Annotated in this window: 28 protein-coding genes; 15 read left to right on the forward strand and 13 right to left on the reverse strand. The window is 68.3% G+C overall.

Annotation, left to right across the window (positions count from 1 at the left end):
* Positions 1-454, reverse strand: a 454-nt coding sequence (locus tag AC0IXR_RS07230) for a hypothetical protein (protein ID WP_471760269.1), incomplete at its 3' end; no start/stop codon positions are given.
* A 310-nt stretch (positions 455-764) separates the two neighbouring features.
* Between AC0IXR_RS07230 and AC0IXR_RS07235 the strand changes: the two genes are divergently transcribed.
* The 7 genes from AC0IXR_RS07235 to chrA all read left to right on the forward strand — a co-directional run bounded on the left by AC0IXR_RS07235 (position 765) and on the right by chrA (position 7,043).
* Positions 765-1,385: an urease subunit gamma gene (locus AC0IXR_RS07235; protein WP_056425642.1), complete on the forward strand. Its 621-nt coding sequence runs from the start codon at positions 765-767 to the stop codon at positions 1,383-1,385.
* A complete protein-coding gene (locus AC0IXR_RS07240; protein WP_311274589.1) occupies positions 1,382-1,942 on the forward strand; it encodes an HD domain-containing protein in 561 nt (186 codons plus the stop codon). The genes AC0IXR_RS07235 and AC0IXR_RS07240 overlap by 4 nt, the downstream gene beginning before the upstream one ends.
* Positions 1,942-3,669 (forward strand): urease subunit alpha, encoded by a 1,728-nt coding sequence (ureC, locus tag AC0IXR_RS07245; RefSeq protein WP_471760271.1) that lies wholly within the window; start codon positions 1,942-1,944, stop codon positions 3,667-3,669. The genes AC0IXR_RS07240 and ureC overlap by 1 nt, the downstream gene beginning before the upstream one ends.
* An 8-nt stretch (positions 3,670-3,677) precedes the next feature.
* Positions 3,678-4,205, forward strand: a complete 528-nt coding sequence (locus AC0IXR_RS07250; RefSeq protein WP_461229826.1) for an urease accessory protein UreE — start codon at positions 3,678-3,680, stop codon at positions 4,203-4,205.
* 94 nt (positions 4,206-4,299) lie between these two features.
* Positions 4,300-4,974 carry an urease accessory protein UreF gene (locus AC0IXR_RS07255; RefSeq protein WP_471760273.1) on the forward strand — a complete coding sequence of 225 codons (675 nt, stop codon included), beginning with the start codon at positions 4,300-4,302 and terminating at the stop codon, positions 4,972-4,974.
* 11 nt (positions 4,975-4,985) lie between these two features.
* Entirely contained in the window at positions 4,986-5,630 is a 645-nt protein-coding gene (gene ureG / locus AC0IXR_RS07260) for an urease accessory protein UreG (RefSeq protein WP_471760274.1), read from the forward strand.
* Between the two features lie 198 nt (positions 5,631-5,828).
* Complete coding sequence (gene chrA / locus AC0IXR_RS07265) at positions 5,829-7,043, forward strand: chromate efflux transporter (protein WP_471760275.1); 1,215 nt, start codon at positions 5,829-5,831, stop codon at positions 7,041-7,043.
* A 61-nt stretch (positions 7,044-7,104) separates the two neighbouring features.
* Here the strand turns inward: chrA and AC0IXR_RS07270 are convergent, their stop codons facing one another.
* Both AC0IXR_RS07270 and AC0IXR_RS07275 read right to left on the reverse strand, forming a co-directional pair.
* A complete protein-coding gene (locus tag AC0IXR_RS07270) occupies positions 7,105-7,488 on the reverse strand; it encodes a hypothetical protein (protein WP_056425620.1) in 384 nt (127 codons plus the stop codon).
* A complete protein-coding gene (locus tag AC0IXR_RS07275) occupies positions 7,485-8,402 on the reverse strand; it encodes a hypothetical protein (RefSeq protein ID WP_056453735.1) in 918 nt (305 codons plus the stop codon). Before AC0IXR_RS07275 ends, AC0IXR_RS07270 begins: the two co-directional genes overlap by 4 nt.
* Before the next feature lie 244 nt (positions 8,403-8,646).
* On the opposite strand from AC0IXR_RS07275, the gene AC0IXR_RS07280 reads away from it, so the two are divergent.
* From AC0IXR_RS07280 to AC0IXR_RS07290, 3 genes are all read left to right on the forward strand, one after another.
* Positions 8,647-9,234 carry a nitroreductase family protein gene (locus AC0IXR_RS07280; protein ID WP_056425610.1) on the forward strand — a complete coding sequence of 196 codons (588 nt, stop codon included), beginning with the start codon at positions 8,647-8,649 and terminating at the stop codon, positions 9,232-9,234.
* 8 nt (positions 9,235-9,242) lie between these two features.
* On the forward strand, positions 9,243-9,854 hold the full coding sequence (locus AC0IXR_RS07285; RefSeq protein WP_461227488.1) for a flavin reductase family protein: 612 nt from the start codon (positions 9,243-9,245) through the stop codon (positions 9,852-9,854).
* Positions 9,855-10,034: 180 nt separating this feature from the next.
* Positions 10,035-10,493 carry a hypothetical protein gene (locus AC0IXR_RS07290; protein ID WP_207411200.1) on the forward strand — a complete coding sequence of 153 codons (459 nt, stop codon included), beginning with the start codon at positions 10,035-10,037 and terminating at the stop codon, positions 10,491-10,493.
* A gap of 48 nt (positions 10,494-10,541) precedes the next feature.
* Here the strand turns inward: AC0IXR_RS07290 and AC0IXR_RS07295 are convergent, their stop codons facing one another.
* Together AC0IXR_RS07295 and AC0IXR_RS07300 are read right to left on the reverse strand one after the other, a co-directional pair.
* Positions 10,542-11,222, reverse strand: a complete 681-nt coding sequence (locus tag AC0IXR_RS07295) for an aldolase/citrate lyase family protein (protein ID WP_471760276.1) — start codon at positions 11,220-11,222, stop codon at positions 10,542-10,544.
* A 52-nt stretch (positions 11,223-11,274) separates the two neighbouring features.
* On the reverse strand, positions 11,275-12,192 hold the full coding sequence (locus AC0IXR_RS07300; protein ID WP_461223434.1) for a LysR family transcriptional regulator: 918 nt from the start codon (positions 12,190-12,192) through the stop codon (positions 11,275-11,277).
* A gap of 99 nt (positions 12,193-12,291) precedes the next feature.
* Here AC0IXR_RS07300 and AC0IXR_RS07305 point away from each other — a divergent pair, with 99 nt between their 5' ends.
* From AC0IXR_RS07305 to AC0IXR_RS07320, 4 genes are all read left to right on the forward strand, one after another.
* Positions 12,292-13,461: an MFS transporter gene (locus tag AC0IXR_RS07305; RefSeq protein ID WP_471760277.1), complete on the forward strand. Its 1,170-nt coding sequence runs from the start codon at positions 12,292-12,294 to the stop codon at positions 13,459-13,461.
* A gap of 116 nt (positions 13,462-13,577) precedes the next feature.
* Positions 13,578-14,717 carry a lytic transglycosylase domain-containing protein gene (locus tag AC0IXR_RS07310; RefSeq protein WP_471760279.1) on the forward strand — a complete coding sequence of 380 codons (1,140 nt, stop codon included), beginning with the start codon at positions 13,578-13,580 and terminating at the stop codon, positions 14,715-14,717.
* Positions 14,714-16,324 (forward strand): DUF2336 domain-containing protein, encoded by a 1,611-nt coding sequence (locus AC0IXR_RS07315; protein ID WP_471760281.1) that lies wholly within the window; start codon positions 14,714-14,716, stop codon positions 16,322-16,324. The genes AC0IXR_RS07310 and AC0IXR_RS07315 overlap by 4 nt, the downstream gene beginning before the upstream one ends.
* Before the next feature lie 67 nt (positions 16,325-16,391).
* Positions 16,392-17,285, forward strand: a complete 894-nt coding sequence (locus tag AC0IXR_RS07320) for an EamA family transporter (protein ID WP_471760282.1) — start codon at positions 16,392-16,394, stop codon at positions 17,283-17,285.
* 197 nt (positions 17,286-17,482) lie between these two features.
* On the opposite strand, the gene AC0IXR_RS07325 is transcribed toward AC0IXR_RS07320, so the two are convergent.
* A complete protein-coding gene (locus AC0IXR_RS07325) occupies positions 17,483-18,253 on the reverse strand; it encodes an NAD kinase (protein ID WP_207411194.1) in 771 nt (256 codons plus the stop codon).
* An 86-nt stretch (positions 18,254-18,339) separates the two neighbouring features.
* Here AC0IXR_RS07325 and cutA point away from each other — a divergent pair, with 86 nt between their 5' ends.
* Positions 18,340-18,660 (forward strand): divalent-cation tolerance protein CutA, encoded by a 321-nt coding sequence (gene cutA, locus AC0IXR_RS07330; RefSeq protein WP_419952651.1) that lies wholly within the window; start codon positions 18,340-18,342, stop codon positions 18,658-18,660.
* Positions 18,661-18,762: 102 nt separating this feature from the next.
* On the opposite strand, the gene AC0IXR_RS07335 is transcribed toward cutA, so the two are convergent.
* The 7 genes from AC0IXR_RS07335 to AC0IXR_RS07365 all read right to left on the reverse strand — a co-directional run bounded on the left by AC0IXR_RS07335 (position 18,763) and on the right by AC0IXR_RS07365 (position 24,988).
* The gene (locus AC0IXR_RS07335) at positions 18,763-18,930 is read right to left on the reverse strand and encodes a hypothetical protein (RefSeq protein WP_156467719.1); all 168 of its coding nucleotides are present in this window, start codon (positions 18,928-18,930) and stop codon (positions 18,763-18,765) included.
* Positions 18,931-19,152: 222 nt separating this feature from the next.
* The gene (locus AC0IXR_RS07340) at positions 19,153-19,350 is read right to left on the reverse strand and encodes a hypothetical protein (protein ID WP_056425576.1); all 198 of its coding nucleotides are present in this window, start codon (positions 19,348-19,350) and stop codon (positions 19,153-19,155) included.
* Between the two features lie 210 nt (positions 19,351-19,560).
* Entirely contained in the window at positions 19,561-20,856 is a 1,296-nt protein-coding gene (oxlT, locus tag AC0IXR_RS07345) for an oxalate/formate MFS antiporter (RefSeq protein WP_056425573.1), read from the reverse strand.
* Positions 20,857-20,991: 135 nt separating this feature from the next.
* Positions 20,992-21,168, reverse strand: a complete 177-nt coding sequence (locus tag AC0IXR_RS07350; RefSeq protein ID WP_471760284.1) for a hypothetical protein — start codon at positions 21,166-21,168, stop codon at positions 20,992-20,994.
* Between the two features lie 312 nt (positions 21,169-21,480).
* A complete protein-coding gene (locus AC0IXR_RS07355; protein ID WP_471760285.1) occupies positions 21,481-22,635 on the reverse strand; it encodes a glycosyltransferase family 2 protein in 1,155 nt (384 codons plus the stop codon).
* Positions 22,632-23,384, reverse strand: a complete 753-nt coding sequence (locus AC0IXR_RS07360; RefSeq protein WP_471760287.1) for a lysophospholipid acyltransferase family protein — start codon at positions 23,382-23,384, stop codon at positions 22,632-22,634. Before AC0IXR_RS07360 ends, AC0IXR_RS07355 begins: the two co-directional genes overlap by 4 nt.
* Before the next feature lie 59 nt (positions 23,385-23,443).
* On the reverse strand, positions 23,444-24,988 hold the full coding sequence (locus tag AC0IXR_RS07365; protein WP_471760288.1) for a phytoene desaturase family protein: 1,545 nt from the start codon (positions 24,986-24,988) through the stop codon (positions 23,444-23,446).
* Positions 24,989-25,061: the final 73 nt, after the last annotated feature.

Raw genomic sequence — 25,061 nt, forward strand, 5'->3', positions numbered from 1 at the left:
GAAAGCCGCGCATCGAATCACATCTGCGCCGCCCCCGAAACCCCGGTCGATTCAAGCCGATCGGACACCGCTCTAGGCACGCTTGGCGCTCCTTCTCGAAGCCACCGTCCAGACCGATGCTATCTTCGATGAAGCCGATCTTCTCACTTCTCTGACAAAGACTATCCAGTAGAGAGACGGCATCATTGTCGTAAATTTTTGCCCAGAACGAGTCTTTTTGACCTTGTAAATATTTTGAGCCTTGAAGCCAGAAAAGCAACCATCCTGCCGTTGCGCGGTCCATGTTTGGCTGTTGTATGAGCCATGGCAGAAAGCCATGCTTGTCGCCACGATAAGCAACTGCCGCTATCGCCGCTTCATGCCAAATCGCGGGATCGTTTCGCGATCTCACCCATTCGACATCCGCCGCATTCGTCATGTCCAATTCGGCAGGCAATTTGCTGGATTCTGTCATGACTCGGATCCTAAAGTCGGCTCTATACTTATATTGGCGCGAGAGTAGGATCGGGAATGACATCTTTGGATTGAAAAATCCCTATCGTCTCAGCTGTTCTCCGAACGTGATTTGTCCAATCAAGTGGAAAGACGAATTTGGCACATCCCGCCAGAAACCAGCCCTACGCCACGAAGGCGCTCGGACTGCCGGGGTCGCGTTGTTTGCGCAGAGATGCATCGATACCGCTTGCATTCGTCGCGCACGGTCCTTGCCTTGAGGGCCAACGTGTCCAAGTCTCCGCTCGATTGGCCAACACCCGAGGTTTCCCGTGCTCCTGACCCCGCGCGAAAAGGACAAGCTCCTGGTCGCCATGGCCGCCCAGGTCGCCCGCAACCGGCTCGCCCGCGGCGTCAAGCTGAACTATCCCGAAGCGATCGCGCTCATCACCGATGCCGTGGTGGAGGGCGCGCGGGATGGCCGCTCGGTCTCCGAACTGATGCAGGCGGGCGCCCATGTCCTCACCGCCGACCAAGTGATGGAGGGCATCGCCGAGATGATCCACGACATCCAGGTGGAGGCGACGTTCCCCGACGGGACCAAGCTCGTCACCGTCCACCACCCGATCCGCGGCGCGCCCTCGTCGGATGTGCCGGGCATTGTGACGACGCTTCCGGGCGAGATCGTCTTCAACGACGGCGCACCGCGCACCCTGCTCACCGTGGCCAATGTGGGGGACCGTCCGATCCAGGTGGGCTCGCATTACCATTTCTACGAGGTGAATCCGGGCCTGACCTTCGAGCGCGAGAAGGCGAGGGGGCAGCGCCTCGACATCGCGCCGGGCACGGCGGTGCGGTTCGAGCCGGGCGCCACACGGGAGGTCTCGCTGGTGCCGCTGCTCGGTGCCCGGACGGTCTACGGATTCCGCGGTGACGTGATGGGGTCCCTATGACCGACGAGACATCCCGCCTGCGCGATGGCATCCTCCTCGTCACCCGTGCCGCCGAGTTCGCCGCGCGGCGTCACGTGGGACAGACCCGGAAGGGCGCGGCGCGCGAGCCTTACGTGAACCACCTCGCCGAGGTGGCCTCGCTCCTGGCCGCGACGGCCGAAGCGCCCGATGCCGATCTGGTGGCGGCGGGCTGGCTCCACGACACGGTGGAGGATACCGGGACGAGCCGCGAGGAGATCGAGCAATTGTTCGGTCGGCGCGTCGCCGAACTCGTGGCCGAGGTCACGGACGACAAATCTCTGCCCAAGGCCGAGCGCAAGCGGCTCCAGGTCGAGCAGGCGCCGCACAAGTCGCGCGGCGCCCGCACCCTCAAGATCGCGGACAAGATCAGCAACCTGCATTCGCTCGTGGCGAGCCCCCCGGACGATTGGGGCGCGGAGCGCGTGGCGAACTACATCGATTGGGCGAAAGAAGTCGTTGCCGGCTGTCGCGGCGTCAACGCGGCGCTGGACGCTCTGTTCGACCGCGCCGTCGCAGAGGCACGAGAGGCCGCCTGATGTCCAACACACCCCGCCCCGCCTCCCTCGCCCGCTCGGCCTATGCCGACATGTTCGGCCCCACCACGGGCGATCGCATCCGCCTCGCCGATACCTCCCTCGTCATCGAGGTGGAGCGCGACCACACCACCTATGGCGAGGAGGTGAAGTTCGGCGGCGGCAAGGTCATCCGCGACGGGATGGGGCAGTCGCAGGTGACGAATGCCGATGGCGCGGTGGACACCGTCATCACCAATGCCGTGGTCCTCGACCATTGGGGCGTGGTGAAATGCGATGTCGGCATCGTGAAGGGGCGGATCTTCAAGCTCGGCAAGGCCGGCAACCCGGACATCCAGCCCGGCGTCGACATCATCGTCGGCCCCGGCACCGAAGTGATCGCCGGCGAAGGCAAGATCCTCACGGCCGGCGGGTTCGACAGCCACATCCACTACATCTGCCCGCAGCAGATCGAGGAGGCCCTGTGCTCGGGCGTCACCACCATGCTCGGTGGCGGCACCGGCCCGGCGCACGGCACCTTCGCCACCACCTGCACCCCCGGCCCCTGGCATCTCGCCCGGATGATCGAGGCGGCGGATAGCTTCCCCATGAACCTCGCCTTCGCCGGCAAGGGAAACACCTCGCGGCCCGAGAGCCTCGTCGAGATGGTCCGCGCCGGCGCCTGCGCCCTGAAACTCCACGAGGATTGGGGCACCACGCCCCAGGCCATCGACACCTGCCTCACGGTGGCCGACCTGCATGACGTGCAGGTGATGATCCATTCCGACACGCTCAACGAATCCGGCTTCGTCGAGGACACGATCCGCGCCTTCGCGGGGCGGACCATCCATGCCTTCCACACGGAAGGGGCGGGGGGCGGCCACGCGCCGGACATCATGAAGGTGGCGGGGCTGATGAACGTGCTCCCGTCCTCCACCAACCCGACGCGCCCGTATACGAAAAACACCATCGACGAGCATCTCGACATGCTCATGGTCTGCCACCACCTCGACCCGGCGATTCCCGAGGATCTCGCCTTCGCCGAGAGCCGCATCCGCAAGGAGACCATCGCGGCCGAGGACATCCTGCACGATATCGGTGCGCTCTCGATGATGTCGTCGGACAGCCAGGCCATGGGCCGGGTCGGCGAGGTCGTCATCCGGACCTGGCAGACGGCGGACAAGATGAAGCGCCAGCGCGGGAGCCTGCCGGGCGACGCTTCCGGCAACGACAACCTGCGCGCCCGCCGCTACATCGCGAAATACACGATCAATCCGGCCATCGCGCATGGCGTCTCGGCCCATGTCGGCTCGGTGGAGGCGGGCAAGCTCGCCGATCTCGTACTGTGGACCCCGGCCTTCTTCGGGGTGAAGCCCGACCTCGTCATCAAGGGCGGCATGATCGCCACCGCGCCGATGGGCGACCCCAACGCCTCGATTCCCACGCCCCAGCCGGTGCATTACCGCCCGATGTTCGGGGCGATCGGCCGGTCGCCCTTCGCCACCGCGCTCACCTTCGTTTCGAAGGCCGCCATCGAGGACGGTCTTCGCGAACGGCTCGGCGCGCAGAAGCTCTTCGTCGCCGTGGAGAACGTGCGCGGCGGCATTTCGAAGAAGAGCATGATCCTCAACGACGCCACGCCGAACATCGAGATCGACGCGGAGACCTACGACGTGCGCGCCGATGGCGAGCTCCTGGTCTGCGAGCCGGCCGAGGTGCTGCCGATGGCCCAGCGGTATTTCCTGTTTTGAGCTCTTCCCTGATCCGCGCCACGAAAGTGATCCGCCGAGACGCGCTCTCCGGCGAGATCGTCGACCGCATCGTCCTCGACCATGGTGACCGGCATCGCCGCCGCATGGCCATGCGCGGGATCGGCGGACTGTCCTTCCTGCTCGACCTGCCCGAGCCTACGGTCCTCGACGACGGCGACGCCCTGGTGCTGCAGGATGGCCGCCTCGTCTGGGTCGAGGCCGCGCCCGAGCGCTTGCTCGAGATCCGGGCCGCCGACGACCTCGCCCTCAAGCGCCTGATCTGGCACATCGGCAACCGGCACATCCCGGCCGAGATCGGCGCGGACGCGGTCCATATCGCCTACGACCACGTGCTGGCCGAGATGGTGCGGGGTTTAGGGGGAACGGCCGAGCCGGTGGAGCGTCCGTTCAGGCCCGAGGGCGGGGCCTATGCCGGCGAGGCTGCCGGGCACCACCACGGGCATGGCCATGCCCACGAACACGATCATGCTCACGACCACCCTCATCCGCACAGCCACGGCACGGTGTCCGGTTGAGCCTCGTCCTCTGCCCCCATCCTCTGCCCCATGGGCCGCTGGCGGTTCGGGCTTCCAGGGAAGGGCGCCCGGTACGATGAGGGGCGACCCCTCGATGATCGACACCGTTCGGCTCATGGCCTGGCTCTCGCCGGGCTATCCGGTCGGGGCCTATGCGTATTCGCATGGGCTCGAATGGGCCGTGGAATGCGGCGATGTCGGCGGCGAGGCCTCGCTGCTGGCATGGCTCGGCGACGTGCTCGAACGGGGCGCTGTGCGAAACGACCTGATTCTTCTGGCCCATGCCCATGCCGCCGCCGAGGCGGGGGACGTCCCGGCGCTGATGGAGGTCAACGACCTCGCCGTCGCCCTGGCGCCCACGCGCGAACTCCACCTCGAGACGACCCAGCAAGGCCGCAGCTTCGTTGACGCCACCCGCGCCGCCTGGGGGCTGCCGGAACTCGATCGGTTGAGCGAGGCGCTGCCCGGCGAGGTGTCATACCCGGTGGCGGTCGGGCTCTCGGCCGGCGCCCATCGCATGGCGCTCGCCCCGGTGCTCGCCGGGTTCGGCCTCGCCTTCCTGCAGAACCTCGTCTCGGCGGCGCTGCGCTGCGCGCCCATCGGCCAGAGCGCCGGCACGCGGGTGATCGCGTCCCTCACCCCTCGGGTGGCGGGTTTGGCCGCAACCATCCCGCCCCTGAGCCTGGACGAGATCGGCAACGCGACACTGCGCCTCGATCTCGGCTCGGCCCGGCACGAGACCCAGTATTCTCGGATCTTCCGCTCGTGAAAGACCCCGTCATGACCTCACTGAACGGCCACTCACCGAACGGCCACTCACCGAACGGCCCCTTGCGCGTCGGCATCGGCGGCCCTGTCGGCTCCGGCAAGACCGCCCTGATGGAACAGCTCTGTAAGCGCTTCCGCGATCGCTTCGAGATCTGCGCCATCACCAACGACATCTACACCAAGGAGGATGCCCGTATCCTCACCGTGGCCGGCGCCTTGCCCGAGGAGCGGATCATGGGCGTCGAGACCGGCGGCTGCCCGCATACGGCGATCCGCGAGGACGCCTCGATCAACCTCGCGGCGGTGGCCGAGATGCGCCGACGCTTCCCGAAGCTCGACCTGATCCTGATCGAATCCGGCGGCGACAACCTCGCGGCGACCTTCTCGCCGGAACTCGCCGACCTCACCCTCTACGTCATCGATGTCGCCGGCGGCGAGAAGATCCCACGCAAGGGCGGCCCCGGCATCACCCGGTCCGATCTCCTCATCGTCAACAAGACCGACCTCGCCCCCATGGTCGGCGCCGATCTCGGGGTGATGGAGGCGGATACCAGGCGCATGCGGGGCACGCGGCCCTACGTGTTCTCCTCCTTGCGCGAGGGGCACGGCGCCGACACGGTCGCCCGCTTCATCGTCGAGGCCGGCGGACTGGGATAGGTTTCCGGGAGCCATCCCACCCACGACCTCATCCTGAGGCGGCGCAGCGCAGCGGAGCCCTCGAAGGAGGCGTCCAGGGATCGCCAGTCAGGCCGGAGCCCTTCTTCGAGGCGGCTTCGCGGCACTTCAGGATGAGGAATTCAGATAGGAAGACTTCGCGGGAGCGAGCCCGCCCCCGTCCCCTCGAGGTCCTCCCACGTGACGACACCCCTTTTCGCCCGCGAGGGTTCCGTGCGGGAAGTCTTCCTCGCCTTCCTCAAGCTCGGGCTCACCGCCTTTGGCGGCCCGATCGCCCATCTCGGCTACTTTCGCGAGGAGTTCGTGCACCGTCGGCGCTGGCTCGACGAGGCGGCCTATGCGGATCTCGTGGCCCTGTGCCAGTTCCTGCCCGGCCCGGCATCGAGCCAGGTCGGGTTTTCCCTCGGCCTGATGCGGGGAGGGGGATTGGCCGGTGGGTTGGCGGCCTGGACCGCCTTCACCCTGCCCTCGGCGCTCCTTCTCGTGGCCTTCGCCTATGGCGCCGGTGCCCTCGGCGGCCCGGTCGGATCGGGCCTCGTCCACGGGCTGAAGCTCGTCGCCGTGGCGGTGGTGGCGCAGGCGGTCTGGGGCATGGGACGCAGCCTCGCGCCCGATGTCACCCGCGCGTCCATCGCCTTTTCCGCCCTCTGCCTCGTCACGGCACTCGCTGGATCGGCGGGGCAGGTCGTCGCCATCGCGGCGGGAGCCATGGCCGGCCTCGTCCTGTGCCGGCAGGCGGCCGGAGTGCCGGGCCAGCCGCTCCGCTTCCCGGTCTCGCGCCGGGCCGGCACGGTGGCCCTCCTCCTGTTCGGCCTGTTCCTCGTTCTACCTTCGCTCCTGGCCGAAGGTCTGGCCTCGCAGGGGCTCGCCATGTTCGATGCGTTCTACCGCGCGGGCGCCCTCGTCTTCGGCGGAGGCCATGTGGTGCTGCCGCTCCTGCGCACGGCTCTGGTCGAGACCGGCTGGATCGGCCCGGACGCGTTCCTGGCCGGCTACGGCGCGGCCCAGGCCGTGCCGGGGCCGCTTTTCACCGTCGCGGCCTATCTCGGCGCTGCCCTCGGGCCTGAGCCGAACGGTCTGGCCGGGGCCGTCATCGCCCTGGTTGCGGTCTTCCTGCCGGGCCTGCTCCTGGTCTACGGCGCGCTGCCGTTCTGGGATGCGTTCCGCGCGAAGCCTTTGGCGCAGGCGGCCATGCGGGGCGCCAACGCGGCAGTGGTCGGGATCCTCGCCGCTGCCCTCTACGATCCGCTCTGGACAGGCGCCGTCCTCGGCCCGCGCGATTTCGCCCTCGCAGCCGGCGCGTTCCTGCTCCTGACGATCGGCGCGGCCCCGCCTTGGATCGTCGTCGTGCTCACGGCCGCCTCGGGGGCCGGCTTCGCGGTTCTCGGAGGCTGAGGCCCCCTCAGTCCCATCCGGTCGATTCGGGATGAGGCCGCAGGAGGGAGCCTGGAAAAAGTCATCCCTCGCAATTCGCGGCGAGCAGCGCCAGAATGCGCTGGAAACCCTGATACTGCGCCATGCTGGACGGGTGCCGGATTTCAGCCGCATCGGGGAGGATGCCGGCAAATCCCGATCCGGTATCGGCGACGAAGGGGCGCGGGCCGACATGGACGCCCATCCGGTTGGTCACGTCGACCTCGCCGCAGACGGCGCCCGCCTTGCCCGGTCGCAGCCGGGAATAGCGTGCCTCGGCCGGGCTCTTGAGCCCCTTGCCCAGCAGCGCCGTCGTGGCGGCGGCGACCTCCGCTCCCACCGTTGCGTCGGACCCGTCGGTGATGGTCTGCGCCGTGGCGGGCACGGCGGCGAGAAGGACGACGGACACGCAGACGGTCCGGATCATGACGCCTTCGCCACCACTTCGATATCGCGGTCCATCCCGCTCTCGACCTTGAACTCGCGGGTGTAGACCTGCCCGTCATGGCGGGCGATGAGGACGTAGTCCCCCTCGGCCAGGGTCACCTGCGGGAAGGCGCCGATCGCTTCGCGGATCGTGTCGCCGCCCGGCGTCAGGACGCTGAAGGCGGTGCCGGCGAAAGCCTCTGCCCCGGGCGCGGCCACGAGCTTGAGGGTCACCGTGGCGGCCCGGTGGTTGAGGGTGGCGTCGGTGACCTTGCCGTTCTCCACCTTGAGGTCGGCGCGCTGGATCGCGTTCGATTCCCCATAGTTCGAGACCACGTGGTAGGTCCCCTCCGGCAGGCGGATCAACTCGCCCGCCTTCACGCCGCTGCGCACGAGGCGCCCTTCCGAATTGGTGCCGATGGGCACGAAGACCGAAAAGGCGAGTTCGGCGGGGGCGATCTTCATGTCACCGATGGCACCAGAGAGCTTGAGCGCCCCCGCGGTGATCGTCAGGCGGTCGCTGAGTGCCGCGCCCGCCATGGTGATGCGCTTCGAGGCGCTGGCGAAGCCGTAGGTGACGGTGGCGACGTAGGTGCCGGGTGCCAGGGTGAAGCTCGGATCCGCCGCCTCGGACCGCGCGACGATGTTCGGCCGCACCCCGTCGGACCGGTCCTCGTAGATGCGCCAGGCGAGGCCGGACCGTACAGGCTGGTTGCTGCCCGCGAACAGGGCGGTGAGGGCGAGCGGTGCCTCGCCCTCGACAGGTGGGCTCGGCAATTGCGGTCCCGTGATCGAGGGGGAGGGCAGGGCTGGACCGTTGCGACCGCCGAACGGGTCGCGCTCCTGCGCCTGCGTCGGAAACGCCGCCATCGCCATGGCTCCCGTCACCGCGAGCGCGCGCATTACCGGTCCCATCCGCTATCTCCTTCACGGCGCCACCATGCACGGGGCCGCCATGCATGTCGGCGATTGCCAAGCTGCGGACCGCACGGCATGTTTTCGCTTGTCGACCGTCACCGTGCCGAATGCGACATCCCGCTTTGTATCCGGACCGTGGCGGCTCCAAGGCCGAAGCTTCCTATCGATCGCCGAAGCGGCTCGCCTCAGACCAGCCGCCCGGCGGTGCCCCCACGTCCCTCATTCGCGCCGAACAGGTTCCATGGACACCATATCCGACATTCCGCGGAACGACACGATCGACCTCCTTCGCGTCCGCCGTTCGGTTCCGCCGGTCAATCTCGAGGGCCCGGGTCCGAACACCGAGGAGCTCGATGCGATTCTCACCATCGCGTCCCGCGTACCGGACCACGGCAAGCTCAGCCCCTGGCGCTTCCTGGTGATCGAGGGCGATGCCCGCCTGCGCGTGGGTGAGACCATCGCGGACGCCTATGCGGCGGACCACCCGGAGGCCGATCCGAAGCGCCTCGATCTGGAGCGCCACCGCCTCGCCCACGCCCCCCTCGTGGTCGCGGTCGTCTCCAGCGCCGCCCCCCATGTGAAGATCCCGGAATGGGAGCAGGTGCTGTCGGCCGGTGCCGTGTGCATGAACCTCGTCGTCGCGGCCAATGCCGCGGGCTTCGCCACTGCCTGGCTGACCGAGTGGTTCGCCTATGACCGCCGCATTCTCGACGTCCTCGGCCTCGATCCGCGCGAGAAACTCGCGGGCTTCATCCATCTCGGCCGTGCCCGCGAGGTTCCGGGCGATCGCCCGAGACCGGCCCTGGCCGACATCGTCACCCGGATCTGAGCCGCGCCATGCATTACGATTCCGAGAACCGCACCCTGCCGCACAACCCGCTGAAGGCCCTGGTCGCCCCCCGGCCCATCGGCTGGATCAGCGCGATGAACAAGCAGGGCCACGTCAACCTCTCCCCCTATTCCTACTTCAACGCCGTCGCCACCGGCCCCGATATGGTGATGTTCTCGTCCTCAGGCCGAAAGGATGCGATGACCTTCGCGGAGGAGGGCGGGGAGTTCGTCTGCAACTTCGCCACCTACGATCTGCGCGACGCCATGAATGCCACCTCGGCCCCCCTCGCCCGGGGCGACAGCGAGTTCGTGGCGGCCGGGCTGACTCCGGTGCCATCGCGCAAGGTGCGTCCGCCACGGGTCGCCGAGTCCCCCGCCGCCTTGGAATGCCGGTGGCTCCAGACTGTGCCCCTGACACCTCTCGACGGCAGCGAAGCCAACCACTTCCTGGTGATCGGGCAGGTTGTGTCGATCTATGTCGACGATGCCTTCATCAAGGACGGCCGGGTCGATACCGGCGCCATGCATCCTCTCATGCGGGGAGGATATTTCGATTATTTCAGCGTTACCGACGAAGCGCGTTTCGAGTTGAAGCGTCCGCCCGGAGCAGGTCAGTAGCCTCGGTTCGGCCAGTCTCTCACCAACGGCGCAAGCTGAGCCATGACGAGAGTGGCCGGGGTCTGCTTCGTGTCAAAGTGGGAACCAAGATGAGGGGCAAAGCCTTAATGGGCCGAGCCGTCGTTCGGCGACTCCTTTCCGCGAAACGCCTGAGGGGGCGCTCGCACAGGTAGTCATATCATGTTCCTCAAGTTCACCGCACCGCTTCTGCTGGCCGCTACTCTCGCGACGCCGGCTCTGGCGCAAACGACGACCCGGCCGCCGACCATGCTGATCCATGGCAATTACTGCGGGCCCGGCAACAATGCCCCACTCCCGCCCATCGACGCCCTCGATGCGGCCTGTGCCCGGCACGACGCCTGCACGCCGGATGGCGGGCTGCCCAGCAAGGCTTGCAACTTGCGCCTTCAGCGCGAGGCCGAAGTCATCTCCCGGAGCCCGCGCCAGCCGGACGACATCCGCTCCCTCGCCGGTCTGATCTCGGTGGGCGCTTCGATGATGCTGGCGGATACGGGCTCACGCTCCACCCCCGACGTAACGGCGGTCCCCGTCAGCCACGACCTCGTCTCGCCCGACGCGCAGCGTGATCCGACCGCTCGGACCCTGCCGGCGGATGAGGACGGCGAAGCCGCCGAATAGGCTGGCCCCGACGCGCCTGAACGATGAAGCGCCTTCTTGCCGGCACCGTCATCTCTCCGTGGACGGTGCCGGGGCGCGACCGCCGAAAGCGGTGACGAATCCGGCCTGATCCGGTTCGAGAACGAGCTTCGCTTCGAATCCATCGCTCCACGCAGCATCGACCTCGTCTGCGAAGTCGCCCCACGGCGGGCATGCCGCGTCGATCGCGGCAACCCTCGCTGCGGCGGCGACGAGACGAATGAGGGAGCGGACCTGAGCGAGGGGCGGTCTCAGCGCGCCGCCGCGATCACGGGTGGTGAGCGCCCCGATCTCGGCCCTGATGGCCTCGGCGTCCCAGGCGATACCGGCGAGACGCCCACTCGCATCCGCGAGGGTATGCAAGGTCAGGGCGCCTCGGGACGTCTCGATGAGAGGGAGGATCTGCGTCGACCCGTCGGCCAACCCATGTATCGCCTCCTCGACGGCGAGCCGCGCACCGAGGCGCGTGACATCTCGGGCGCCTTCGCAGCGGGACAGCACGATGCCGTCCGGTGCCACGGCCATCATCGCCGAGAGATCGCGTTCCAGTTCGCATGAGCGCAGGTAGAACAGCGGCGCGCCCTGCCGGCGCTCGGGGAAGAAAGCCGGCGATGCGAGGCCCGTCACGTCCACGATCAGCGCATGCGCGTCGCTCGCCATCGCCGCCGCGACGGCTCGTGCGTCGCCAGGGACGATCAGGAATGCGCGCATGACGGCCTCTCCCGTATTCCGGCGCGGGACGTCCGATCGCTGCCGATCACCTTCATGAAACCGGTCCCTGGCTACGGCCCATGCGCTCGGCGAGGAAGTCCACCAGGACCCGGATGCGGGCGGGCATCGCCGGGCCGCCGACGAACACCGCATGGATCGCTTCGCGATCCTGGGGATTGTACGCCTCCAGAAGCGGCACGAGGCGGCCCGCCGCGAGATCCTCCGAGATATGGAAGGTGCCGACACGGGTGACGCCGATGCCCTGTAGGGCGAGTTGCACCAGGGTCTCGCCGTTATTCGCCGCGATGTTGCCGCGCACCGCCAGGAGGTGGTCGCGCCCGTCTTCGCGGAACGGCCAGCCCGGCTCGATCCGGCGGAAGTTGAAGTCGAGGCAATTATGGCCGGCTAGATCCCCCGGAACCCGTGGCGTGCCGGCCCGGGCGAGATAGGCGGGCGACGCCACGACCATTCGCCCGGTCTCGCCGAGGCGCCGGGCGGTGAGCGGGCTGTCGGCCAGCGGCCCGAACCGGATCGCGAGATCGGTCCGCCCGCCGCTCACATCGGCGATCTCGTCGCTGAGGTCGATCTCCACCACGATCCCCGGATGGCGGGCGACGAAATCGCCGATGAGGGGGACCACCACACGCCTGCCATGGGCCATCGAAGCGCTGACGCGGACCCGGCCGCGCGGGCAGCCCTGGTCGGCGATCTGTGCTTCGGTCTCGTCGAGATCGGCGAGGATCCGCCGCGCCGCCCGGGCATAGGTCTCGCCCTCGGCGGTGAGGTGCAGGGAGCGCGTGGTACGCACGAGGAGCCGGACGCCGAGCCGGGATTCGATGCGTGCCACCACCCGGCTCACGGCCGAGGGGGTGAGGCCGAACCGGCGCGCGGCCGCCGACAGGCTACCCTCCTGAGCCACGGCGAGGAAGACCGCCATGTCTCCGGCCCGGTCGACTTTGTCGCGCAGCATTGATGCCTCCGGCGCACGGATGTTGGTCCCAGCACGATACTACCAGGGAGAAGCGGTATCCGCCATGTGCTGTTCCGGAACAGACGGAAAGCACGAATCATGAGACTCAACCTTCCCCTGCTGGCGCTGTCGGCCGGTGCCTTCGGCATCGGCGTCACCGAGTTCACGCCGATGGGCATGCTGCCGCTGATTGCGAACGACCTGCAGGTCTCGATCCCGGCGGCGGGTCTCGTCGTCAGCGCTTATGCGATGGGCGTGCTCATCGGTGCACCGTTGATGACGTTGGCCTTCGCCCGGATGCAGCGCCGCCGCCTGCTCGTCGGATTGATGGGCATCTTCACTCTCGGCAACCTCCTCTCGGCGGTGGCCGACAGCTATACGATGTTGATCGTCGCCCGCCTCGTCACGTCCCTGAACCATGGCGCGTTCTTCGGGGTCGGGGCGGTGGTGGCGGCGGGCATCGTGCCGCCCGAGCGCCGCGCCGCTGCCGTCGCCGCGATGTTCTCGGGGCTCACCATCGCCACCATCGGCGGCGTGCCGCTGGCGGCCTGGGTCGGGGAGATGCTGGGCTGGCGCGCGGCTTTCTGGGGTATCGCCGCGGTGGGGGCCGTGGCCATGCTGTCGCTGCGCCTGGCTCTGCCGCCCCTCGAGGCCGAGGCCGGTGGCGACATGCGGGCCGAACTCCGCGTCCTGATGCGGGGGCCGGTGCTTGCTGCCCTCGCCCTCACCGTGCTCGGTGCGAGCGCGATGTTCACGGTGTTCACCTACATCGTGCCGATCCTGCGGATCGAGACGGGAGCCGCGACGCCGTTCGTGACGGCGATGCTGGTGCTCTACGGAATCGGCCTCACCGTGGGCAACTGGGCCGGCGGGCGCTTCGCCGACCGCTCGGTGGACGGCACACTAGTGGCCTCCCTGGCCGGCTTGGTGGCGGTGTTGGTCCTTTTCGCCTGGGGCATGCGCTGGGAGATCCCGGCCGCCATCCTGATCTTCCTCTGGGGCGTCGCCAGCTTCGCCCTGGTGCCGCCGCTGCAGATGCGGGTGATGGAGAGGGCACAGGACGCGCCCAACCTCGCCTCGGCCATGAATGTCGGCGCATTCAACCTCGGCAACGCCATCGGTGCCGCCCTCGGCGGAGGCGTGATCGATGCGGGCCTCGGCTATCCGGCCGTCCCCCTCGCCGGGGCTGCCATGGCCGCTGCCGGCCTCGCGATGCTGGTGGCCCTGCGCCGGGGGCGGCGCGGGGTGGCGGAACCCGTATCGTCCTGAAACTTATACAGGTTCGGGACGGCACGAGTGGCGGTTCCTTTAACCTTTATTTACCATAGCCGGAACAGATTAAGGCTTAGGCCGACATCGTCAGGTCCGCCTGCAGCCGGACGGTCATGTTCCTCTTCACGACGCCCCCCGCCAGCACTCGCGAGACCGGCCTCGGCCGGGACGCGGGCACGCGGAACGGGGCGGCCACGGGAACGGCCGCCGGATCGGCTTCGGCGGGCGTGGTCGATGCGATCCGCAGCGGCGCGCGCAGCACCGGCACCGAATTCGACTACCTTCTCGCCACGGCCAAGCGCGAATCCTCCCTCGACCCGTCGGCCAAGGCCGCCACGTCCTCGGCCACCGGGCTGTTCCAATTCATCGAACAGACCTGGCTCGGGACGATGAAGAATGCGGGGCCAAAGCTCGGCCTCTCGGCCTATGCCGACGCCATCACCGCCCGGCCCAACGGCACCTATGCGGTCGAGGACGCCACCACTCGCCAGACCATCCTGGATCTGCGCCGTGACCCTGCGGTGGCGGCCACCATGGCGGGCGCCCTGACCCAGCGCAACGGCGAGGCGCTCACCGCCGCCCTCGGGCGCGAGCCGACCGGCGGCGATCTCTACGCCGCCCATGTTCTCGGCGCACGGGGGGCGGCGACGCTGATCGCCACCGCCCAGGCGAGCCCGGCGCGCGCCGCCGCCCTCGACATGCCGGAGGCGGCCGCCGCCAATAGGAGCCTGTTCTACGACAAGACCGGCCGGCCCCGCGGCGCCGCCGAACTCTACGCGCTCCTGTCCGCCAGCCAATCCGCGTCGCGGCCCGCCCCCACGGCCCTGACGGGTGCAGCTGTCGAGCCGGCCTCCACCACCGATCCCGTCTCCGCCTATGCGGCCATCGATGGCGGCGGATTGCGGGCCCTGTTCCAGACCGACAAGCGCCAGGGGGCGATGTCCGAGGGGGTCGCCCGCCTCTGGCAGGGCAGGGCCACGTCACCATCGCCGGAGCCGGTGCGCAGCGCGCCGACCTATTTCCCGCGCTCGGACGGGACGGGAGAGACGGCCTCCGTGACGGCCGCAATCCCCGCGGAGCCGGCGAAGGTCGTGGCGACGGCCTCGCCCACCGCCGCCACGGCCACCGCCCTCGTCGGCGCACCGCTGCCCCCGCGCCGACCCGCCGAGTTCACGGCCGCCGCCCGGTCGGCCGGACACTTCGCCTCCAAACCTCTCGATCTCTCACTCTTCGCGACCCGGAGCGGTCAATGATCATCCGCCAATTCCTGTCCTGGACCCGTGACGCTTCCATCGACCGTCGCGCGGAGGCCGCGGCGGCGCTGACCCGGGCCTATCTCTATGGCGGGCTCGATGCCGGGGCGGCGCGCGACGCGCAATCGGCGATCCTGGCGCTTCTCGACGACCCGGCCCTCGCCGTGCGTCGGGCCCTGGCGCAAGCCTGCGCCGGTTGCGCCACCGCGCCCCGATCGCTGGTCGTGGCTTTGGCGGGCGACCATCCCGACATCGCCGCCCTGGTCCTGCGGCGCTCGTCCGTCCTGACCGATGCGGATCTCGTCGACGGCATCGCCGTCGGCTGCGAGACCACCCGCACCGCCATCGCCGGCCGGCTCGGCCTCTCCCACGCGGTGGCCGGCGCCATGGCCGAGATCGGCGGCGTCCCTTCGCTCACCACCCTAGTGCGCAACCGCAGCGCCCGCATCACCACCGGCAGTCTGCTGCGCATGGTGGAGCGGCACGGCGACGATGCCGGCCTCAGGAACGCCCTGACGCTACGGGCCGACCTGCCCCTCGAAGTGCGGCAGGCCGTCACCGCCCGTGTGGCGGCATCGCTCTCGGCCTTCGCCATCGCCTCGGGCTGGCTCACCCCTGCTCGTGGGGAGCGGGCGAGCCGCGAGGCCCTGGAGCGCAGCACCCTGGAGGTGAGCGCCGGTGCCGACGGGGCGGATCTCGCGCGCCTCGTGAGCCATCTCCGCATCCGGGGACAGCTCAATGCCGGCCTGATCCTGCGGGCGATCCTGTCGGGCCGCATGGCCTTCGCGGAGGCGGCGCTGTCCGACCTCACCGGCCTGAAGGCCGACCGCGTGGCTGGGCTGATGCACGACCCTTCCGCCTCGGGTTTCGCCGCCCTCCACCGCCGCGCCGGATTGCCGCCCGTCCTGCTGCCCGCCTTCGCCGCCGCGCTCTCGGCCTGGCGCGAGGCCGGTTTCCAGGCCGAGCCGGGCCAAGCCAAAACTAGCCAACCCAAGCCCGGCAATGCCACCCTGTCGCGCCGGATGATCGAGCGCGCGCTCACCGCCTGCGAGACCATGCCGCTTGCGGAGGCGCAGAGCGTCATGGCTCTTCTCGCCCGCTACGAAGCCGAGGCCGCCCGCGAGGAGGTTCGCGTCACTGCCAAGGCCATGGAAGAGAAGGAGAGCCGGGAGACCCGGACACGGATGCAGATCCTCGACGCCGAATGGCGCCTGGCGCAGCAGCTCGTCTCTCCCCGGCCGGCCCAACCCACACCGCTGGTTCTCCAGCCCGTCCGCATCGACGCGGTCACCATCGAGCAGGGGCAGGCGATGGAATCCGTGCTCGATGCCCTGTCCGACGGGCTCAGGGCGAGTGTGCGCGAGGCGAGGGCGCAGGTCCGCCCGCTCGCCGCCGCGCCGATCGATCTGACTGGCCACGACCTCGTGACGATCGACGTGCCCTCCATCGTCGTGTCCCAGCCGGAATTCGACATCGTACCCGACGCCGTGCGGATCGAAATCGGCGTATCGCCGACCCACGAGGCCGATGCGATCCTGGATGCGATTCCCGGCGCCCTGATCGCCAGCTACCGCGCCGACCGCGACCGAATGCGTCTGGCAGCCTGACCTGACGGGGTGCGACCGGCCTTCACCGGCCGTCGCTCCTTGGCCCTCATCCGGCTATGAGGGCGGCATGACAGGCACCGACACCAGAGCCCTTCTTTCCGGCCTCGCCCCCGTGGCTGCCCTGGTGGGCTCGATACTCTCCCTCGTGATCGGCACCTCCTTCGCCAAACAGCTGTTCCCGGTCATCGGCGCGGAGGGCACCTCGGCCTACCGCGTCACCCTGGCGGCGGTGCTGCTGCTCGCCGTATGGCGGCCCTGGCGCCGGTCGCTCAGCCGTCGCGATGCCGGTGTGGTGGTGCTCTACGGGTTCGTGCTCGGCTGCATGAACCTGCTGTTCTACCTCTCCCTGCGGACGATCCCGCTGGGGCTCGCCATCGCCATCGAGTTCGTCGGGCCTCTCACGGTGGCGGTGGCCTCGTCGCGGCGCGCCGTCGATCTGGTCTGGGTGGCGCTTGCTCTGCTCGGCCTGTGCCTGTTGCTGCCCCTGGATCGGGCGAGCTCCGGCCTCGATCCCCTCGGCGTCGCCTTTGCGCTGGGCGCCGCCCTGTGCTGGGCGCTCTACATCCTCGTCGGCCAAAGGGCGGGGCACCTGCCCGGCGGGCAGGCGGTCGCCCTCGGCATGAGCGTGGCGGCCCTGGTCATCCTGCCCTTCGGCATTGCCGGCGCGGGCACGGCGCTGCTTTCGCCCTCCATCGTCGTGGCCGGACTCGCCGTGGCGATCATGTCGAGCGCGATCCCGTATTCCCTGGAGATGGTGGCGCTGCGCGGCCTGCCGCGCCAGACCTTCGGCATCCTGCTCAGTCTCGAGCCGGTCTGCGGCGCGCTCGCCGGTTACCTCATCCTCGGGGAGCGTCTCACGCCCCTGCAGGGAGCGGCCATCGCCTGCATCATGACGGCCTCGGTGGGCAGTACGATTGGCGCCTACCGGGCGAAGCTGGCGGATCCGAACCGATCGGCATGAACGAGAAAACGTATGTAATGCAGGTATTTGCGAGAGTTTATTCTCGCGGCTGATGAGATGAGCGCTAACACTTGAGACGACTGGAAAAGGTGCTGGTCGTGACAGGTACGCTCACGCGAGACGCACCGATCGCGGCAGGAAAGGCCGTGTCCCGTCCCCGAGCTCTTGCGGGCGTTCCTGTATATGCCGCCGGCGTATCAGCCGAACTGTTCGCGAAGAATCCGCTCGTCCAGGCTGTGGCCGGGATCGTGGAGGAGGGTGAGGTCGGTCTTGAGGTCGAGCCAGGTCTCCACGGTGCAGACCCGGCGGAACTCGGTGTGGTCAGCTACCGCCGCCACCGGGCGATGCGCCGCGTCGAGCACTTCCACATGGATGCGGGCGTGATCCGGTAGCAGGGCTCCGTGCCAGCGCCGGGGGCGAAAGGCCGAGATCGGTGTCAGCGCCAGAAGCCGCGAATTCAGGGGCAGGATCGGACCGCCCACCGAGAGGTTGTAGGCGGTGGAGCCGGCGGGCGTCGCGCAGAGCACGCCGTCGGCGATGAGCTCGGGCAGGCGCACATGTCCGTCCACCGAGATCTTGAGCTTGGCGGTCTGGTGCGTCTGGCGCAGCATGTAGACTTCGTTGATGGCCCGCGCCGTGTGCCGGCGCCCTTCCACGTCCACGGCTTCCATGAGCAGCGGGTGGATGGTGCTGCGCTTGGTGCTCTCCAGCCGTTCGAGGAGGTTGTCCTCACGGTACTCGTTCATCAGGAAGCCGACGGTGCCGCGGTTCATGCCGTAGATCGGTATGCCGGCCAGCATGAAGCGGTGCAGCGCCTGCAGCATCAGCCCGTCGCCGCCGAGCGCCACGATCACGTCGGCTTCTTCGGGGGCGACGCTGTCGTAGCGCCGCATCAGCGTATCCGCCGCACCGCGCGCATCGGCGGTGGGGCTCGCGATGAAGGCGATCCTCTGGAAGCGCCGCGCCATGGGTGATCGTCCGCTCGTGTTGACGCCGGGCTCGACCGCGCGCCTCATTCCCCTCGGAACAGGCCGCAGACCGGGAGACCCATAGCATGGAGCGTCCGCTTCTCGTCTACACCACCTTTCCCGATGCCGAGACGGCGCTCGCCATCGGTGAGGAACTGGTGCGCGCGCGGCTCGCCGCCTGCGTCAACGTCCTGCCGGGAATGCGGTCGGTCTATGCCTGGAAGGGCGCGGTGGAGCGGGGTGACGAGGTCGTCGCCATCCTTAAGACCCGGGAGGGGCTCGCAGACGACCTCGCCGCCGCGCTGAAACAGCGCCACCCGTACGAGACGCCGATCATCCTGCATCTGGCGACGAGCGGGGCGGATGCCGCCACTGCGGCGTGGATCCTGGGCGAGACCGGCGGTTGAGGCGCGTGCGGTCACTCTCCCGCCGGGCATGAAAAACCCCGCCTCGGCTCAGCCTGGCGGGGGGAAACGGTACTGGACGGGTGCCGATCGATCGGCGTCGGCTCAGGCGGCCAGACGGTAGGAAGCCTGGGCGTTGTCGTTGATGGCGACGAACATGCCGGCCGAGGTCGTGTTGGAGACCGGCTCAGCCGATTCGGGGCGGTCCGTGAGCAGCGCCAAAGCAGGGCCGACGGCGACGGCGGCGAGGCCGAGGATGAACAGAGCGATCATGAAAGGAGCCTCTCTTGCAGCTGCAATGAAGCCTATATCGCACCGCACAATGGTGTTTGGTATATCACATTCCGTATGACGGTTATGTTCCGGACGCGGATCTGCGGATGAAGTCCACTCTGCGGTCGCACGAGGGGCCAGCCGGTCATCGGAAGGGTGCGTGAGTGTCGGGAATGGGACGGGGGGCGCCGTTCCGGTGCCGGTAACCTGGCTGAGGGCGTCTCAGCGATGGTTGCCGCCGGACACGCCGGGCATCAGCGGAAGTGCATGATAGCCGTCGCCGAAGATGATGATCGATAAGGTCAGGCCCAGGGCTGCCACATACAGCACCGCGAAGAGGTCGCGGTTGGCACCGGCCGTGGCGAGCACCAGGGCCGCGAACGGAATGCTCTGCAGGGCGAGGATGGCGGCGATGTTCATCTCGGGCACTCCGGCGATAGCCGAGCAGAGTTGGACATGACGGCGCATGGGGCAACACGGGGGCGGCGGACAGGATGGCGCACCGTGTGCCGGGCCGGAGATGGCGCTCCTCGGAGGGGCGCCATCGGGGCCGGTCGCTGAAGGAGCCGGTCATCGGCTCCTTCAGTCGTGCCGGGCTCGCCCCGCCGGTCGGGCGGGACGAGCCGGGGATCAGGCGTGGGCCAGGGCGCCCGCCGGAGTGACCGAGCCGTTGGCGACGTGGTGGCGCTTGAGCATCGGCCGAAGGACGGCCACGGCCAGGAAGGCGGCGAAGAGATCCATGACCGCCACGGTGTACAGCACCGTCGCCCAGGTGCCGGTGGCCTGCATCAGCAGGTTGCCCACCGGGACGAACAGGGCGGCGAAACCCTTGGCGCAGTAGAGCACGCCGTAGATCTTGCCGATGTGCTTGGAGCCGAACGTGTCGGCGGCCGTGGCGCTGAACAGCGAGTAGACCTCGCCCCAGGCCAGGAACACGATGCCCGACAGGATCACGAAGGCCCAGGGGTTCGAGCCGAAGTAACCCAGGGCGACGATGCCGATGCCCTCCATGGTGAAGGCGATGAACATCGTCTTCTCACGCCCGATCCGGTCGGAGATGTAGCCGAAGAGCGGCCGCGAAATGCCGTTCATGATCCGGTCGAGCATCAGTGCGAAGGGCAGGGCCGCCATGGCGAAGAAGTACAGGTTGACCTGGAACTCCTTCACGCCGAGATCCTGCGCGATGACGCCGAGCTGGGCCACGGCCATCAGGCCGCCGGTGACCGTGCAGGTGAACATGAGCAGCATCACGTAGAAGACCGGCGTGCGCAGGGCTTCCCCGAGGGTGTAGTCGCGCCGGGTCTGCAGGACCTTGGTCGAGAAGATGACCTGGTCCTTGGCCGGGGAGCGCAGGCCGATGGCGGCCAGCATGATGACCGCGCCCTGGATCAGGCCGAAGATGAAGAAGGCCTGGGCGTAGCTGCCGTGCGAGATCATGCTGGCGATCGGCAGGATGGTGAGGGCCGAGCCGGCGCCGTAGCCGCCCGCCGTCAGGCCGACCGCGAGGCCGCGCTTGTCCGGGAACCATTTCAGGGCGTTGTTGATGCAGGTGGCGTAGACACAGCCCACACCGATACCGCCCGCCACGGAGCCGAGATAGAAGCCGGTGAGCGAGGTGGCGTAGGAGTTGATGACCCAGGCGAGGCCGGTCATCAGACCACCGAACATCACGACCCGGCTCGGGCCGTACTTATCGATGAAATAGCCTTCAATCGGGGTCAGCCATGTCTGCACCACGACGAAGATCGTGAACGCGACCTGGATCGCGGCGCGGTCCCAGCCGAACGTCTTCTGAATTTCCGGGACGAACAGAGTCCAAGCGTACTGAATGTTCGCCGCGGCGACCATACAGGCAACGCCGAGAATAAGTTGGAGCCACCGCTTTGAAGGTTGCACCGCTATGGGCGCGGTCACGGACGTCGCCATGAGCTTTCTCCCTGATCATGGACATGGATACTTGAAGGCTTGGTGGTCGAGGCACCCCAGCGCATCGGCTTCCTTGGCCGCGGCAAGTGATCGTCGAGATCAGAGGTCGCTGGCTGGTATTCAGTATTTGGCATATCAGATTGGCTTGCAAGCAGCATAATGCATGAGCCGAAGAGGATTCATCCAGAATTCGCGAAATTTTGCTCCGAAACGCCTCACGGATGAGCAGGATTTTTCATCCACCACAGTCGGGAAAAATAATTTCACCGGCTTGGCCGCGACGATGACGGGAAGGCAGAAGATCGAAGCCATCGCATTCCGAGCTGTTTGACCGGCACGGGCAGGCTATGATCGGATCCCTGTCGGGGTAGACAATGTCGTGCCGCGTAGATCCGAGTATTCGATCTGCATAAATTATAAAACCAAGAGTTTTTTGATATTTACGTCAAAAAAAACAAACACTTGGTATACTTCGTTCCACGCTCCGGCGGTCTCCGGTTCAGCCGACGCGTCGTCGTGATGCCGAGCCGATCCTTGTGGTCGCGGGGATAGAAATCCTGTGCGCGGCCGGTCAGCTGGGGAACAGCCGGCAGGCGACGGTACCGCTTGAAAACCCGGCCTCGCCTACGGCTGGGAATGGGGCGTCTTCGTCCCCTTCACCGGATAGCTCCGCCCCTTCCACACCGCCGCTCCGGCGCGCTTGGGGTGCAGCAGCACGTTCCACTGGATCGCCAGGGCCACCACCACCCCGAGCGGGTGGAGGAGGATGGTCGCGGCCGGCTCGTGGGTGATGAGGGTGATCGCCGCGCGGGTGGCGAGCGACACGACGAGGGCAGCGAGCGCCACCAGCCCGGCCGTCGGAGTCGCGAGGCCGAAGGCGGCGGCGAGAACGAGCAGCAGCGGCAGGACATGACCCGCGAGCAGGAGCAGCGTCCAGACGGGGAGGGCACGGGGCGTGGCCATACCCTCATGGGCGTTCTTCGAGAAGCCGGCCCAGGATTCGGCGAGGTTCCGGTACATCCGGCAGGTGGCGAGCGCGTGCCCGGCCACGAGGTCGGTCCGATGCCCGGCATGGCGCAGGATCCGGGGCAGGAACACGCCGTCATGCAGGAGTCCGCGGATGGCGCCGTGGCCGCCGGTCTCACCGTAGACGGAGCGGTCGATGAGGACGAGCTGGCCGCAGGCGGCGCCGAGTGCCGGACGGAGCGAGGCGCGCATCATCGGCACGGGGAGGTAGCCGACGAGGAGGAAATTGATCATCGGCACGGTGAGCCGCTCGCCCAGGCTGCGCATGATCTGACGCGGCACGGCGCTCACCAGGGCGGCCCCGGTGGCGCGGGCATGGGCGACGAGCCCTGCCGCGGCACTGGGCGCGAGGGAGACGTCCGCGTCGATGAAGAGGAGGTGCGCGCCCTTCGCCTCGGCCGCGAGGGCGGCGCAGGCGTGGTTCTTCCCCGTCCAGCCCTCGGGCAGGGCGGGAACCGGGACCAGCCGGAGTCGTGGATCGGTCTGCGCCAGGGCGCGGACGAGGCCCGCCGTGGCATCGGTGGAATGGTCGTCCCCCACCAGCACTTCCACGGCGATGCCGGTGCTCGCCAGGGCGGCCCGCACCGTGTCGACGATGGTGCCTTCCTCGTCGCGAGCGGGGATCAGGATCGAGACCAGCCCGTCCTGCGCCGCTTCCGGCTCCGGCGTGCGCAGGGCGATGAGGTTCGCGCAGGCCAGAATGGCGGGGAGGAGGGCGAAGGCGAGGGCGACGAGCGCCAGGACGAGGGTCACGGGGCTCTGTCTCCCTCGGGGCGATGGGCGGGGTCGAAGCGGCGACCGGTGAGGATAGCCCGCATCCGGCGCCAGCCGTCATAGATTCCACCGATACCCTTGCCGCCGGAGGTCAGGGTCGTGAAGCGGTCGGGCTCGCGGGCGACGACGTCCGCGGAGAGCCGGTCGAGGGTGGCGGTCAGGTCTGCCTCCATCCGGGCCAGCCGCTCCGGCCGGGGCAGGGCGAGGAGGTCGGCACCCCGCACCGGCGTCCCGAAGGCGGCGAAGGCTTCAGCGCCTCGTTCTTCCCAGAAGGCGTAGTCCAGGGCCAGGGGCACGAACAGCGCGTCCGGGGCGATCTCGGGGAGTCTCGCGACTCCCGCGCGCAGGTCGAGCGGGCGGGCGCGGACATCGACGAAGCGTCCCTGCGCCGTGATCCAGAGCATCTGTCCAGGCGCGCCGAGGATCACGCGGGAATGGGCAAGGAACTGCGCCGCTCCACGCAGTGACTCGAGATCCACCGGAAACGCGCCGATTCGCCCGAAGACCGCGTATTTCTCCAGCGCCGCCGCATCGAACGGGGCGTGGCTCGTCCGCTCGGGAAACAGGCGGCCGGCCAGGAGGATCACCACGGCCGCGTCCCACCAGGACGGATGGTTGAGGACGACGACGATGGGGCCGGCATGACCGGCACAATCCGGCGCGCCCCAGCGGGCGAGCCGGAGCGCGTTCATGTGCCGGCGCAGGAAGCGGTCGAAATATCCGACCATGAACCGCCAGATCAGCGGCGAATGGCGGGGAGCCGGTCGGGCCGGGGACGCCGGTGGCCTCACGCGCTCTGCCGTACCTCGCTACCGGTCGCCCCACCCTGCCGAGCGTCGGAATCGAGCGCGTCGGCGGCGATCCAACCCGACATCATCACCATGGGCATGCCGGGGCCGGGATGGGCCGCGCCGCCGGCGAGATACAGGCCGCGCACCTGCCGCGAGCGGTTGCCCGGCTTGAACGCGCCCATGAACTTGCCGTGCGAAGCGAGGCCGTAGATCGCCCCGTTGAGCACCTTGTAGCGCTCGTGGATGTCCTGCGGCGTCAGATGGCGCTCGACGACGATGCGCTCTTCGAGATCCGGCATGTTGCCCGTGCGCTTGAGCTTGTCGAGGATGACCTGGCGGTAGGCCGGGAACATCTTGGACCAGTCGTGATGCGGCCTCAGGTAGGGCGTGTGGACGAGGACGTAGAGGGCCTCGCCGCCTTCGGGAGCCACCGACGGGTCGGTGGAGGAGGGGGCGGCGAGATAGGCGGTCGGGTCCGGGGCCGGCTCACCCTTGCGGTAGATGTAGTCGAACTCCTCCTCCGGATCGCGGGAGAAGACGAAATCGTGGTGGTTCAGGTGCTCGTAGCGCTTGTTCAGGCCGAGATAGAGCACCACGCCGGAACAGGCCGGCTCGAAGCTCTTCTTCTCGTAGGCCTTGCCGACATCGCCGCCGACGAGCTCGCGGTAGGTCCGCACCGAATCCATGTTGGAGATCACCGCGTCGAACGGGGTGATGCCGGCGGCGGTCTTCACGCCCTTCACCGTGCCCTTCTCGATGGCGAGCCCGGTGACCTCGTCGCCAGGCCGCAGGGTCGCGCCGAGTTCGGAGGCGAGCTTCGTCAGCGCCTCGGCCACCGCGCGGGTGCCGCCCATCGGGTACCAGACGCCCTCGGCGGTCTGCATGTGGGCGATGGCGCAGAGCACGGCCGGCGCGCCGTAGGGGGACGAGCCGACATATTGCACGAAATGGTCGAGCATCTGCGCGAGGCGCGCATCCTTGACCTTCGAGCGGATGGTGCTGGCAACCGACGAGCCCATGCGGAGGGAAAGCACGTCCCGCAGGGTGCCGGGATTCATGTTGGCGCGGATGTTGATCGTGTCGAACAGATCCTCCACCGGCTTCCAGAAGAAGAACTTGTTCGAGACGTCGTGCAGGTGCTCCGAGATTTCGAGGAACTTCTTGTAGCCCTCACCCGCGCCGGTATTGGGCGCGAAACGCTCCATGTCGGCGGCCATGGTGGGCACGTCGGCCATGAGGTCGAGATGGGTGTTGTCGTCGAAGAAGCAGCGCCATTGCGGATCGAGCCGGCGCAGGTCGAGATAGTCGTGGATGTTGCGGCCGGCCTCCTGGAAGATGCGCTCCAGCACCTTCGGCACCGTGAGGATGGTCGGGCCCATGTCGAAGCGGAATCCGCCTTCGTGCAGCACCGCCGCTTTGCCGCCGAGCCAATCGTTCTTGTCGTAGAGAGTGACCGTGTGGCCGCGCGCAGCGCTGACGCAGGCCGCCGCGAGGCCGCCCAACCCTGCGCCGACCACGGCGACCGAAGACCCGACCCGCATGTTCATCGTCACTCCCTGGGCCCGGCCGATGCCGTGCCTCACGGGTGAAGCTAGACCGGATCGCCGCGCGGTC

It is taken from the genome of Methylobacterium sp. AC832 (genome assembly GCF_979256025.1).